This is a genomic window from Streptomyces sp. M41(2017), assembly GCF_002078175.1.
Classification (GTDB): domain Bacteria; phylum Actinomycetota; class Actinomycetes; order Streptomycetales; family Streptomycetaceae; genus Streptomyces.
The window spans coordinates 1,589,165-1,602,189 of sequence record NZ_MWFK01000001.1 but is presented as its reverse complement, the minus strand read 5'-3'; the positions used below and the strand labels follow the sequence as shown (position 1 = coordinate 1,602,189).

Here is a 13,025-nt window from a genome sequence, read left to right as displayed (position 1 = left end):
GGGTCGACGAGAGCCGGGCTGCCCGGGCGAGATAGGGGGCGGCGTGCCGAAGCCGCCGGAACGTCCGTCCCGGCATCCTGGGCGCTGCCGCTTCGACGGGTCTACCGGTCCCGGCCGCAGGCGTAGGCGAGGGGGGAGATCAGCTCCTCCGCGTCGGGCAGCCACCGGTTCGCCGGCGTCGGACGGCACGCCCACTGCACGGCGCCCCGGGAACCGAAGCGGGTGGGCGGCGCCGCCACGTACGCGCCCTCGCCGAGCGCGACCAGGTCCAGGGAGGCGGGCGGCCAGCCCAGCCGGCGGACGAGGTCGGGGACCTTCGCCGTGGCACCGGGAAGGACGAAGAAGTGCATCCGCCGGTCCGGGGTGCACGTCACGGGCCCGAGCGTGAGCTCCATCCGCTCCATCCGGGCGAGCGCCAGGAACCCGGCCGACTCCGGCACGTCGATCGCGTCGAACGTGCGCCCCGTGGGCAGCAGGATCGACGCCGTCGGCTGCTTCGACCACAGCCGCCGCGCCACGGTCGCGCTGCCCGTCGCCTGGGTCGCCCAGTCGTCGCGCGCCGGATGCGCCCCCGGCACGGCGCAGGCCGGCTCGCCGCAGGAGCAGCGCTGCACCCCGTCGACTGCTTCCAGCCAAGTGCCGGGGAACACGTCCCAGTGGCGCTCCTCGGCGTAGCGCACGGCGGTTTCCTGCAGCGACTCGCCACGCTGCTGGGGGATCTGCGCGGTCTCGGTGCCTGCGATGGTCTCTTCCACGTGGAACTCAACTCCCCGGCCCACCTCGGGTTACGGGGGACACGCGCGCGGGGGCGGGGCATCGATTCCCCGCCCGGGGCGCATGGATGCACGTGCGGGGGCGCGCGGGAGGAACGGCAGCCGGGAGTGGGTAACCAGGGGTGGGGTTCGGGCAACCGTCCTTACCCCGGCAATCCTCACATGTCCCGCATCTTCGGCATGTCCGCGGGGCATTGATCTTCCCGGCCGACTTCTTTCGGTGGGTGGGCCGGCGAAGACACGTCAACTCGGTGCGTGGGCAGGCACCGCAGCCACAGGGGGTACGCCATGGCCGCAAGGCCGCTCATCGCCAGGCAGCCGAACGAACGGCTCCAGGCGCTCATCCAGGAGGCGGGCTGCTCGAACGCCGGGCTGGCCCGCCGCGTCAACATGTGCGGTGCCGAACACGGGCTCGACCTGCGGTACGACAAGACGTCGGTGGCGCGCTGGCTGCGCGGCCAGCAGCCGCGGGGGCGGGCTCCGGCGATCATCGCCGAGGCCCTGGGGCGCAAGCTCGGCCGGACGGTCACGATCGACGAGATCGGCATGGCCAACGGCAAGAACCTGGCGTCCGGCGTCGGCCTCCAGTTCTCGCCGACCGTGCTGGGCGCCATCGAGCAGGTCTGCGAGCTGTGGCGCAGCGACGTGGGGCGGCGCGACTTCCTGTCCGGGTCGTCCGTCGCCGCGTCCGCGCTCGTCGAGCCGAGCCGCGACTGGCTGATCTCCGGTCCGGACGCGCAGGTCGCGCGCTCGGCGGGCCCGCGCGTCGGGCACTCCGACGTGGCGGCGGTCCGCGCGATGACCCAGGCGCTCGTCGAACTCGACCACCAGTACGGCAGCGGGCATGTGCGCCCGGTCGTCGTGCACTACCTGAACAGCGTCGTCTCCGGGCTGCTGGCCGGCTCCTACCGTGAGGCGGTCGGCCGTGAACTGTTCGCGGCCGTCTCCCGGTTGACCGAACTCGCCGGCTACATGGCGGTCGACACCGGCCAACCCGGTCTCGCCCAGCGGTACTACATCCAGGCGCTGCGGCTCGCGCAGGCCGCCGGCGACCGCGGCTACGGCGGTTACGTGCTGGCCGCGTCCATGAGCCACCTGGCCGCCCAGCTCGGCAACCCGCGGGAGATCGCGCAGTTGGCGCGTGCGGCCCAGGAGGGTGCGCGCGGTCGGGTGACGCCGCGCGCGGAGGCGATGTTCCTCGCCGCCGAGGCGCGCGGGCACGCGCTGATGGGAGACGCGCGGGCCGCGCAGTCGGCGTCCGGACGGGCCGTCACCGCGCTGGAGGGCGCCGACGCGGCCTCCGGGGACGACCCGACGTGGATCGCGCACTTCGACGAGGCGTACCTGGCCGACGAGTTGGCCCACTGCCACCGCGACCTCGGGCAGGCCGAGGCCGCCGCGCGGTGCGCCGGGCAGTCCCTCGCCGGGCACCCCGAGTCGCGGGCCCGCCGCCGCGCCATCGGCTACGTCCTGCTGGCCTCGGCACAGGTCCAGCAGCGCGAGATCGAGCAGGCCTGCACCACCGGACTGCGGGCCGTCGAACTTCTCGGCACCCTCCGCTCCAACCGCGGCGCCGAGTACCTGGACGACCTCCAGCAACGCCTGGAGCCGTTCCGGGACGAGGCGGTGGTGCGGGAGTTCGGGGCGCGCATGGAGTTGCAGTCGGCGGCCTGAACGGACGCGTGGGGCGCGTGGGTTGAGTGGTGCGCCCCGAAGGGGCCGATGCCGCGCGAGGTGGGGTGGGGGCGCACGGCGTGTGCGCCCCCGGTCCGGTGCGCCGGTGCCGCCCGGTGCGGTGCGGTGTGCGTCACGCCGCGTGCCGTGCGGGCCCCGCCTGTGAACTTTCGGCCGGTGTCCGCGTGAACACCGGGAGAACGCGGGCGCCGTGGGGGAACGGGGTGAGATACAGCGCATTCGGGGGCGGTTTCGTTACCCGTGTCACAGGGTGCCCGGGTCGCGTCCGGTGCTGCGTGGCACCGGCCTGTTGGGACCCGGTAGCGTGAGCCGACGATTCCGAAGGTCCCCCATTCGTAGGAGTCCCGGTGACGCAGAGTGGACAGGGCGAGGAGCCCTCGGCGCGGCCCGCGCGCGAAGGCATCGTGCTGCCCTCGGACGGTGGCGAACCGCTGCTGCCGGGCACCACGGGTGACCGTGCCGTCCCGGCGGGCGGCCAGGCATGGGGCCGCCCGTGGGGCCCCGACCAGCCGGCCGGCCCGCCCCCGCAGGCCGGCGACGGCTGGGGAGCGCAGGGCCAGGGCGGCCAGACCTGGGCCGCCCCCGAGCAGTCCGGCTCCGCACCCTCCGCCCAGGAGTGGGGCACCGTCACGCCGGCGGACTCCCACGGAGCGCAGGGCTGGCAGCAGCCGTCCGGCGCGGGCCCGCTGCCGCCCGAGGGCGCGCAGTCCTCGTACGGCGGGCAGGACGGCTACGGCCACGGCACGCACGGTGCGCACGGCGGCCGTGCGACCGGGGGCTACGACGCGTACGACGGGTACGGCGCCGCGGACGGGCAGCAGGGCTCGCACGCCCGGCACGGCCGGTCCGACGCGCAGCCCGCGCCGCTGCCGTCGGCCGCGGACGAGGGTGCCACCCAGTACATTCCGTACATACCCGCCGGGCCGGGTGGTGACGAGGGGGCGACCCAGTTCATCCCGCCCGTCCCCGCGGCGCCGGACGAGGGCGCCACGCAGTACATACCGCCCGTCGGACCGGGCGCGCTGCCGCCGGAGGTCCAGGGCGCCGACGGGATGCGCTACCTCGGGCACGCCCAGCAGGACGGCTCCGGCCCGCTGCCTCCGGCGGGCGGCTCCGACGCCGATCCCACCCAGTTCATGGCTCCCGTGCCGGCCCAGCCCGCCGACTCCTACGGGGTACGCCCGGGCGCGCCCGAGGAGCGGCAGCCCCCGGCGGAGTTCGACAACCTCTTCCGCAGCGAACCGGACGCGCCGCCCTCGACGCAGCAGCTGCCGCGCTTCGACCCCGCGGCGCCGGCCCCGCACGGCGCGCACGACCCGTACGGCACTCCTTCCGCTCCGGACGCGCCCGGCGCGTACGCCCCGGCCGGCCGGGCGGCCGCCCGTCGTGGCGGCCCCTCGGACCACGACGGCCAGGGCGGCGGTGGCAGGAGCCGTTCGCGTGTCCCGCTGATCGCCGCGGTCGGCATCGGCATCGTGGTCCTCGGGATCGGCGCGGGGGCCCTGCTCAGCGGCGGGGGGGACGACGACGCGAAGGGCGACACCGGCAGGACGGTGGCCGCGACGGCGCCGGCGTCGCAGGGTTCCTCGGCCGCGGCCGCCGACCCGGTGAAGGCCCAGGCGGTCGAGCTCGACAAGCTCCTCGCCGACAGCACCAGCAGCCGCGACTCCGTGATCAAGGCCGTGGGCGACGTGAAGGCGTGCCGGAACCTCGACCAGGCGGCGGGCAGCCTGCGCGACGCCGCCAAGCAGCGCGGCGAGCTGGTCACCCGGCTCTCCGGCCTCACCGTCGACAAGCTCCCGAACCACGCCGAACTGACCGCCGCGCTCACCAGCGGCTGGAAGGCCTCCGCGTCGGCCGACAACCACTACGCGGCCTGGGCCGACCAGGCCAAGGCCGGCAAGGTCTGCCGCAAGGGTCACGCCCGCAGCAGCGGACAGACCGCGGCGGGCAACGCGGCCAGCGGCACGGCCTCCGCCCAGAAGGAGAAGGCCGCGCGGCTCTGGAACTCCATCGCCTCGAAGTACGGGCTGACCCAGCGCACCCGCACCCAGCTCTGACGGCCCGCACCCCGTGCTGACGGCCCGCGCCCCGCTCCGGCGGGACCCGCGGGACCGGGTCCCGTGACCGGGACGCCGGCCCGGCCCCCCGTTCGTCCGGAGGGGCCGGGCCGGCGTTCGTCGTGACGGGACCGCCGGCTCCTACTCGGCGCTCTCCAGCGTCTTCGACATGTTCACGAACCCGCGGCGTGCGGGTGTCAGCCGGCCGTCGCGGACGACCTGGAAGGTGACGTCCCCGTTGACCAGGCGCGGAAAGTCGATGGCGCCGATCAGGTCCTCGAAGCGCCAGCGCAGCGTCGGCGTGAGGCCGCCGGTGTTCACCTTGAGGCCGTTGTCGAGCGTCCGCCGGATGGCCAGCGGGGTGATCTCGTCCGAACCGATCGACTCGATCGCCTTCCTCAGCACGGTGTAGGCGATCCAGGTGGTCTGCACGCCGACGTCGGCCGGGTCGATCCGGTTGTCGCCGAACGCCTCCTCCTTGATCACCGAGCGCATCTCGTTCCAGCGCGCGTCGTCGGCGGCCGGGTACCAGCCGGTCACGTACGACCCCTCGTACGGCCCCGACCTGCCGCCGGTGGCGTCGATCCGCGACTGGTCGACGCTGCCGAGGACCGTGCCGGTGCGGACCTTCGGGTACTTCGTGCTGTCCCGCCGGAAGGAGTCCATGAACGTGTCGGTGTGATCGCCGAGGGCGGGCACCACACAGCCGCGCCTGGCCAGGTCGGACGTCGCGTGCCGGAGCGCCTGCTGCGTCGGACGGGAGTACTCCGTGGCGTCCTCGGCGGCCCGCTGGTCGGCGGCCTGCGGGTGGCCCTGCGCCTTCAGGCCCGAGTCGAGCAGCACCGGGAGCTGGTCACCGGCCGTGGTGTCCGGGCGGATCAGCGACACGGGACCGCAGTTCCTGGCGAGCTGCTCGCCGAGGCCGGCCAGCAGCGCGGGCTGGCCGCCGTTGACCGGATAGGAGAGCGGACTGGTGAACTCGTCGTCGGTGACGCCGTAGCCGCCGATGAAGGGGATGCCCGCGCTCTCCAGCGGCGAGAAGAACGACGTGCTGTGCTGACTGTAGGAGCCGACCACCGCGACGACGTCCTCGTCCACGGCCCGTTCGGCGCAGTGCGCGGCGTCGATGGAGTCGTTGTGGTCGTTGCAGGTGAGGACCTCCAGCCGGTGGCCGTCGATGCCGCCGTGGGCGTTGACCCAGCGGGCGTAGGCCCGGGCCATCGCGGGCATCCCGGGTTGGTTGGTCGCGGCCGTCTTCTCCGGCGCCCAGGTCATCACCTTGATCGAGCCGTCCCCGGAGCCTCCCGTGACACCGGGGACGGCCCCGCACCCGACGGCGATCGACGCACACGCCCCCAGCGCGCACGTGGACAGCAGTACGGCCTTCAGGGGCCGACGGCGCTGGACGGGGGAGGTGGTGCGCGTACGTCGCCTACCGGTCATGGACATGCACGATTCCCTCACACGGCGAACCCGTGAGTGACTCGTGGTCAAGAGGAGATGACGCAGAGGTGAAGGAAGGGGGCGGTGATGTGTTTTCCACAGGGAACGTACGATCGGTGACCGTGCAAGGTTCGGAGAACTCTTCCCGTCGCGGCCGTCACTCATCCACCATGGGCGGCATGCCACTGAACGACATGCCGTGGTGGCGCTGGCGCAGCAATGTGCGTTCCGCGCTGCACATGCTCTCCGACCCCGCCTTCCAGCGCGACGTCTGGCTCGCCGGCGTCGACGGGTACGGGGACGTCACCGACGCCGTGTACCGGCTGGTCGAGGACACCTGGCTCGACAACTGGTCCGCCGAGAAGTACGTCGGCACGATCTTCCGTGACTCCGAGGAGGCGGTCCTCGTGGACACCGCCGTCCTGCGCGTCCTGCGGATCATGCACCAGGTCGGCCCCGACGCCCCCGTCTCCGCCTACGTCGACCACCAGGCGTGGCCGGACGCCGTGCACGCCGCGCGCGCCGCCCACGTCCGGCTGGCGACCAGTGACGGCGAGGACCCCGACGTGCCGCCGCGCACGCTGGAGGTCCTGCGCATCCTCACGCGCTCCGCGTAGCGGCCCCGGCCGCGGTCCCCCGGCGGTCCCGCCGGACCGGGGGACGTCCGCGCTGCGGGACGCCCGTGCCCCGCGAGGGTCCGGTATGGGAACCTGTCCCGCATGAATGAGCCGTCCGTCCGCGGGAGCGCGCCCGCCGCCGAGCAGTACGTCCTGACCCTGTCCTGCCCCGACAAGCAGGGCATCGTGCACGCCGTGTCCAGCTATCTGTTCATGACCGGCTGCAACATCGAGGACAGTCAGCAGTTCGGCGACCACGACACCGGCCTGTTCTTCATGCGTGTGCACTTCTCCGCGGAGTCCCCGGTGACGGTCGAGAAACTGCGGGCGAGCTTCGCGGCGATCGGCGACGCCTTCCACATGGACTGGCAGATCCACCGGGCCGAGGACCGGATGCGGATCGTCCTCATGGTCAGCAAGTTCGGCCACTGCCTGAACGACCTGCTCTTCCGCGCCCGGATCGGCGCCCTGCCCGTCGACATCGCGGCCGTCGTGTCCAACCACACGGACTTCGCCGAACTGGTCGGCTCCTACGACGTCCCCTTCCACCACATCGCGGTGACGAAGGACACCAAGGCGGAGGCCGAGGCGCAGCTGCTGGAGCTGGTGCGCGAGCAGGGTGTCGAACTGGTCGTCCTCGCCCGCTACATGCAGGTCCTCTCGGACGACCTGTGCAAGCAGCTCAGCGGCCGCATCATCAACATCCACCACTCGTTCCTGCCGAGCTTCAAGGGCGCGAAGCCGTACCACCAGGCGCACGCCCGGGGTGTGAAGCTGATCGGCGCCACCGCGCACTACGTGACCGCGGACCTCGACGAGGGCCCGATCATCGAGCAGGAGGTCGAGCGCGTCGGCCACGACGTGACCCCCGACCAGCTCGTCGCCATCGGCCGGGACGTCGAGTGCCAGGCGCTCGCCCGCGCGGTGAAGTGGCACGCGGAACGCCGCATCCTGCTCAACGGCCGCCGCACGGTCATCTTCGCGTAGCCCGGCGGACGAGCCCCTTCGGGCGCCGGTCCGGTGGCCGGCGGGTCATGGGCGCAGCCGGCAGGGGCGCAGAGGTCAGGGCTGTGCGACCGGCCGGGGACACCGGCCCCGCCCGCACGCGTGCTCAGGCGCGTACGGGCCGTCGCGGCGCGGGCGGTTCGGGCGCGGTCACATCCGGCTCAGTGACGCCGCCGCGAACAGGACGTCCCTGATGGCCTCACGGTCGCCGTCCTGTCCTGCGGCCGCCTCCTCCGGGGATACATGGCCCGCCGCGAGCCGGCAGAACTCCACGCCGTCCAGGGCGACATGGGCCACCGCGTGCTCGGCGGACCCGACGGCGCCCGGGGAGTCCAGCGGGATCAGCCACTCGCCGCCCCCGGACCCCTCGATCTCCAGGCGCAGACTGCGGCCCCCGGTGCCCGCGGCGACCAGATGCCGTACCGGCGGGGCCGAGAGCCCCGCCCTGCGCCGCTCGGCCAGCGAACCGGGCAGCATCCGCGCGGCCAGGTCGATCATCCGGTGGAGATGCCGGGCGGCGGGCGGCTCGTACGGGTAGTCCACCGCCTCCGCGATGTCCCAGGCGTGCACCCAGCACTCGAAGGCCCGGTCCAGCAGCGAGTCGCTCAGCGGCAGTTCGAACTCGCCGTACGGCACGGTCAGGCCGCCGGAACCGTCCTTGCCCGAGCGGGAGGAGCCGCCGCCGTCCACGAACGAGACCGTCCGCACGATGTCGTGGCTCTGCGCCCGCCAGGGCCCGCGCACCGACCGGGTGGGCGGGAAGTGCGAGGCGCGCCAGTACGTCTCGGTACGCCCCTGCGGGGTCTGCCCGGGCGCGCCCGCGTCGCCGAGCGGGTCGTCCAGGCCCAGCGCGACGGCCACGAGGCCGTCGACGCTCAGCAGATGGGCGATGACGCCCGCCACCGTCGTACGGCGGCTGGTGGGAGCGTCGCCGTCGAACCAGTGCAGCCGCACCGGGGCGTGCCACTCGGCGCCGCCGATGTCCTGCAGCAGCGCGTCGAGCCGGGCGCTCTCCGCGTCGTAGGGAGCGGCCCACTCGGGGACCGGGATACGCGGCGGCCGCCGGTCGAGGCAGCCCGCGAGGACCCGGGTGCGCAGCGTCGGGTCCAGGTCGAGGCTCTCCGCCGGGTGCAGCAGGCCGACCGCCCCGCGCAGCCGCAGCGCCTCGTCCGCGCACGCACCGCACTCCCCGAGGTGCTCCTCGACGGCGGTCGTCTCGTCCGCCGAGCAGGCGGCCAGCGCCCACGCGCCGAGCAGCGACTTCAGGACACGGTGCTCCAGGACGAGCGGCGCGGGGCCGGGCACGGCGAGGGACGCCGCAGCCGCTTCGGGCAGCGGCAGTCCGGTGTCCTCCACGGAGGAACGCGGCAGGGGTATCCCCGCCTCGGGGTGCCCGGGGTGCTCCGGATACGCCGGGTACTCCTCCGGCTTCTCCGGATCCCGGTGCTCCCGGTGGCGTCCGTCGCCGTCCGGGCCGTCGGGTCCGTCACCGTGGCCGAGCGGCCCGGAGCGGTCCGCCTCTCCGCTCACCGCGCACCCCCGTACGGCGACGGCGGCCCGGTGGGTCCCGCGTCGTGGGCGGTGGACAGCAGCTGGAGGCCCAGCCGGAGCCGGCGGCGGGCCTCGTCCTCGGTCACGCCGAGGTCGGCCGCCGCCTGGCGGTAGTCCCGCCGCTGGAGGTAGGCGAGGTCCAGCGCGGCCCGGAGCGGGGCCGGCATGGAGGTGACGATGTAGTCCGCGCGGGCCGCGACGGAGGCGCTGCGGACCTTGCGCTCCAGCTCCTCGGCCGTGCCGTGGCCGCCCTGCGCGAGGGCCGCGGTCTCGGTGGCGCGCAGCCGCTGCACGGCCAGGCGGTGGGTCAGACCGGCCACCCAGGAGCGCAGCGGCCCCTGCCTGGGGTCGTACGCGTCGGGGTTCTCCCAGACGTGGGTGAAGACCTCGCGGGTGATCCCGTCGGCGGCCCGCTCGTCGCCGAGCACGCGGTGGGCGAGGCCGTGCACGAGCGAGGCGAACCGGTCGTAGAACTCGCCGAGCGCGGCCGCCTCCCCGCGGGCCAGCCGCTGCTGCATCTTGCGGTCCCAGCGGGGCGGTGCGTCCTGCTTGGTCATGCGGCCCCCTGACCCCTCGTCGTGCGCTGTCGTGCGCGGCGCCTGTCCGTGCGACCGGCCTGTGTACGGACGTGTCCCCATTCGCCGGGCAGCCATGCGGTCCGCCTTCCAGCGTGTGCGCTCCTGCTGTCCTGAATGTAGTCGGCACGTCCGACAGCGCACGCCCCTTTGCGTCAATGTGCGCCCCCGAACCGGCCACGGATGGTAGAAGCGCGCCGCTTCCACCCCCGGGCATGACCGTATGAGTCCGTACACGACCGAAACAGGCCCCTCGTCGAGCATTTTCGACCGTAGACCGGCGTTTCTTCCGAGCGGGATCCGTGTTTGATGGAAGGCCGATTCACGCAACCATGAATCGGTGTTTCGCGTCATGAGGGCTGGGCAGCCGCGCTGGAAGGAAGCGTACGGACGGCTTCCGTTTCTGCGGGACGAGGCGAGCGAGAGGCGTGGCGGTGACGCTCAAGGTGACCGAGGTGACCGACGTGACCGACAGCGAGGGCGGCGCGCGCGGCAGAGCGGGTACGGGCCGCGCGGACGGCCTGAACGCGGTGAGCCGCGACGTGGGCGACTGGGCCGTGCTGCGGGTGTCGGGCGAGCTCGACCTCGTGACGGCGCCCGTGCTGCGCCAGGGCGTGCACGACGTGGTGGCGGAGGGGCGGCACAGCATCGTCCTGGACCTCTCCGAGGTCCTGTTCTGCGACTCCAGCGGTGTCGGCGTCCTGATCGCCACGCGCCGTCTGATGCGGTCCTGCCAGGGCCGGCTGCGGCTGATCCTGCCCGCCCAGGGCGCGGTGGAGGGCTCCCACGTCAACCGCGTCCTCGCGGCGCTCGGCGTGCGCCGCCTCTTCGACGTGTACCCGGACGTCGACGAGGCGCTCGACGAGGAGTCCCGCCCGCTGTCCGCCTGAACACCGCGGCGGGTGCGCTCCGTCACCGTCGCGTCCCGGGCGTCGCCCACCGTGACGTCCCCGGCGCACCGCGCGACGCAGTGCCACACCGTTGTCCCGGAATTCCCGCGGTCTTGGCACAACCGTCGTTTTCGCCTCCCGCCGCGGCCCGCGCGTCGTACGCTCCGTGCCAGATGAACCGCAGTCCGGCCACGGCCGGCTGAGCAGTGAGGCGGTCCGAACACACCATGGTCAGCAGCGAGTACGAACACAGGATTGCCGCCCGGTTCGCCGGATTCGACCAGGACGGCAACGGCTACATCGACCGGGAGGACTTCAACGCCGCGGCCAAGGCCGTGCTCTCCGCGTTCGGTACGGCGGCCCGGTCGGACAAGGGCCAGGCCCTCTACATCGGCGCCGAGGCGTTCTGGCAGGGCATGGCCGGCATAGCGGACCGGGACGGCGACCAGCGCATCACCCGCGAGGAGTTCGTGAGCGGCGCGGTGAAGCGGCTGCGGGACAACCCCGAGCGGTTCGCCGAGATCGCCCGCCCCTTCCTGCACGCGGCCCTCGCGGTGGCGGACACCGACGGGGACGGCACGGCCACGCTCGACGAGACCCGGCGCGTCCTCGTGGCCCTCGGCGCGGACGAGGACACCGCCGCGGCGGCGGCCACCGCCCTCGACGCCGACACCGACGGACGGATCGGCGAGACCGAGGTCGTCGCCGCGTTCGCCCGCTACTTCACGGTGCCCGAGTAGTCCGCCGCGCCCACGGAGTCCACGGCACCCGCGCGGCGGCCCGGCCGCGCGGCGCCGCACCCGCCCGCACGGGACGGCCCGGACGACGGGGTCCCGGCCGCCTCCTCACGCCGAGAACCGCTCCCTGAGCCGGTACTTGAGCACCTTGCGCAGCGTCTCGTTGCGCGGCAGGGCCTCGACCACCTCCAGCTGTTCCGGCAGCTTGTGCACGGAGAGCCCCTCGCCGCGCAGATACGAGGTCACCGCGGCCAGCGTCAACCCCGGTGACCCCGGCGGCTGTTCGACCACCGCGCAGACCCGCTCCCCGCGCTCGGCGTCGGGCAGGCCGATCACCGCGACGTCCCCGACGGCCGGATGCCGGTGCAGCAGGTCCTCGATCTCCTTCGCGGAGATGTTCTCGCCCTTGCGGATGATGATGTCCTTCACCCGCCCGGTGAGCACCAGATGCCCGCTCTCCGTCAGATGCCCGACGTCCCCGGTGACCAGGAACCCGTCCGCGTCGAAGGCCTCCGCCGTCTGCGCCGGGTCCAGATAGCCCCGGCACACCGCCTCGCCCCGCAGCCGCACGTCCCCGTCGACGCCGGCCGGCCGGGACGCGCCCGCCGCGTCCACGATCCGTATCTCCATGCCGTCCGGCGGCCGGCCCTCCGTGGTCGCGAGGTTCTCCGCGGTGTCGTCCGGCGCGCCCATCGTGATCATCGGGACCTCGGTCATCCCGTATCCGTGGGTGAGCTGCACGCCCATCTCCCGGACGACCGCGTGGTACACCTCGGGCGGTTTCGGCGCCCCGCCTCCGGCGAGCAGCCGCAGCGCGGGCAGCACCGGCCCGCCGGGGTGTTTGCGCTGCTCGGCGAGGAACATCGCGTAGAAGGCGGTCGACCCGCCCGCCACCGTCACGCCGTGCCTGCGGTACTCCTCCAGTGCCGCGGGCAGCGCGAAGTGCTCGAACATCACGGCGGGGAAGCCGTACAGCAGCAGCATCACCGTGTAGTCGGGACCGGCGATGTGCGCGTACGGGAAGGCCATCGAGCCCACGTCGTCGGCGGAGAGGCGCAGGGCGTGCGCGAGGCAGGAACCGCCCGCGATCAGGGAACGGTCGGTGTGCAGCACGCCCTTGGGGTCCGAGGTGGTGCCCGAGGTCCAGTAGATCCAGCGGACGGTGGTGCCGTCGGAGGGCGGCGGGGGCAGCACGGCGGGGTCGCCGTCGGGCAGGTCGTCGTACGCCTCGAAGACGTCCCGCGCGCCGAGCCGGTGCGCCATCGCCGTGTGGTCGAAGCCGCGCCACTCGCCCGGCACGGCGAAGTGGGCCGCCTTCGACTCGCGCAGCGCGAAGCCCACCTCGCGGTCCCGGTAGAAGGGGATCACCGGAGTCTGCACCGCGCCGACGCGGGCCAGCGCGAAGGACAGCAGGGCGGTCTCGATCCGGGTGGGCAGCTGCCAGGCGACGACCGTGCCGGGGCGCACGCCCCGCTCGTACAGGCCGGCCGCCACCCGCTCGGAACGCTCGCGCAGCGCGCCGAAGGTCAGCGAGCGGTCGCCCTGGAGCAGGACGGGCCGGTCGGGCGTGAGCCGGGCGCGGCGCTCGACCAGTTCCCACAGCGTGCGGGCGGAACTCAGGGCGTGTGCGGTGTCGTTCACTTCGACCCCCCGGGGGCGTTCGCCACGGCGTCCGTGTC

Annotated in this window: 11 protein-coding genes; 6 read left to right on the top strand and 5 right to left on the bottom strand. The window is 73.8% G+C overall.

Going from position 1 to position 13,025, the window contains the following annotated elements; translation table 11 throughout:
- Positions 1-101: 101 nt before the first annotated feature.
- Complete coding sequence (locus B0675_RS06970) at positions 102-755, bottom strand: bifunctional DNA primase/polymerase (protein ID WP_081217868.1); 654 nt, start codon at positions 753-755, stop codon at positions 102-104.
- Positions 756-1,061: 306 nt separating this feature from the next.
- Between B0675_RS06970 and B0675_RS06965 the strand changes: the two genes are divergently transcribed.
- Together B0675_RS06965 and B0675_RS06960 are read left to right on the top strand one after the other, a co-directional pair.
- A complete protein-coding gene (locus B0675_RS06965; protein ID WP_081217867.1) occupies positions 1,062-2,447 on the top strand; it encodes a transcriptional regulator in 1,386 nt (461 codons plus the stop codon).
- Between the two features lie 368 nt (positions 2,448-2,815).
- Positions 2,816-4,528 (top strand): hypothetical protein, encoded by a 1,713-nt coding sequence (locus B0675_RS06960; protein ID WP_081217866.1) that lies wholly within the window; start codon positions 2,816-2,818, stop codon positions 4,526-4,528.
- Between the two features lie 141 nt (positions 4,529-4,669).
- Here B0675_RS06960 and B0675_RS06955 read toward each other — a convergent pair whose 3' ends face one another.
- Entirely contained in the window at positions 4,670-5,971 is a 1,302-nt protein-coding gene (locus B0675_RS06955) for an ABC transporter substrate-binding protein (protein WP_081221638.1), read from the bottom strand.
- Positions 5,972-6,087: 116 nt separating this feature from the next.
- Between B0675_RS06955 and B0675_RS06950 the strand changes: the two genes are divergently transcribed.
- A complete protein-coding gene (locus tag B0675_RS06950; protein WP_081217865.1) occupies positions 6,088-6,588 on the top strand; it encodes a hypothetical protein in 501 nt (166 codons plus the stop codon).
- 102 nt (positions 6,589-6,690) lie between these two features.
- Complete coding sequence (gene purU, locus B0675_RS06945) at positions 6,691-7,575, top strand: formyltetrahydrofolate deformylase (RefSeq protein WP_081217864.1); 885 nt, start codon at positions 6,691-6,693, stop codon at positions 7,573-7,575.
- A gap of 168 nt (positions 7,576-7,743) precedes the next feature.
- Here the strand turns inward: purU and B0675_RS06940 are convergent, their stop codons facing one another.
- Together B0675_RS06940 and B0675_RS06935 are read right to left on the bottom strand one after the other, a co-directional pair.
- Positions 7,744-9,123, bottom strand: coding sequence for a zf-HC2 domain-containing protein (locus B0675_RS06940; RefSeq protein ID WP_081217863.1), 1,380 nt, complete (start codon positions 9,121-9,123; stop codon positions 7,744-7,746).
- Positions 9,120-9,701: a sigma-70 family RNA polymerase sigma factor gene (locus tag B0675_RS06935; protein ID WP_081217862.1), complete on the bottom strand. Its 582-nt coding sequence runs from the start codon at positions 9,699-9,701 to the stop codon at positions 9,120-9,122. Before B0675_RS06935 ends, B0675_RS06940 begins: the two co-directional genes overlap by 4 nt.
- Positions 9,702-10,240: 539 nt before the next feature.
- Between B0675_RS06935 and B0675_RS06930 the strand changes: the two genes are divergently transcribed.
- Both B0675_RS06930 and B0675_RS06925 read left to right on the top strand, forming a co-directional pair.
- The gene (locus tag B0675_RS06930) at positions 10,241-10,609 is read left to right on the top strand and encodes an STAS domain-containing protein (protein WP_081221637.1); all 369 of its coding nucleotides are present in this window, start codon (positions 10,241-10,243) and stop codon (positions 10,607-10,609) included.
- Positions 10,610-10,836: 227 nt separating this feature from the next.
- The gene (locus tag B0675_RS06925; RefSeq protein ID WP_081217861.1) at positions 10,837-11,349 is read left to right on the top strand and encodes an EF-hand domain-containing protein; all 513 of its coding nucleotides are present in this window, start codon (positions 10,837-10,839) and stop codon (positions 11,347-11,349) included.
- Between the two features lie 105 nt (positions 11,350-11,454).
- Here B0675_RS06925 and B0675_RS06920 read toward each other — a convergent pair whose 3' ends face one another.
- Entirely contained in the window at positions 11,455-12,987 is a 1,533-nt protein-coding gene (locus B0675_RS06920) for an AMP-binding protein (RefSeq protein ID WP_081217860.1), read from the bottom strand.
- Positions 12,988-13,025: the final 38 nt, after the last annotated feature.

What these genes read in the sequence shown, in the direction of transcription:
- B0675_RS06965 (WP_081217867.1), top strand. Translation starts at nt 1,062, where the DNA reads ATGGCCGCAAGGCCGCTCATCGCCAGGCAGCCGAACGAACGGCTCCAG.
- B0675_RS06935 (WP_081217862.1), bottom strand. Translation starts at nt 9,701, where the DNA reads ATGACCAAGCAGGACGCACCGCCCCGCTGGGACCGCAAGATGCAGCAG.
- purU (WP_081217864.1), top strand. Translation starts at nt 6,691, where the DNA reads ATGAATGAGCCGTCCGTCCGCGGGAGCGCGCCCGCCGCCGAGCAGTAC.
- B0675_RS06955 (WP_081221638.1), bottom strand. Translation starts at nt 5,971, where the DNA reads ATGACCGGTAGGCGACGTACGCGCACCACCTCCCCCGTCCAGCGCCGT.
- B0675_RS06925 (WP_081217861.1), top strand. Translation starts at nt 10,837, where the DNA reads ATGGTCAGCAGCGAGTACGAACACAGGATTGCCGCCCGGTTCGCCGGA.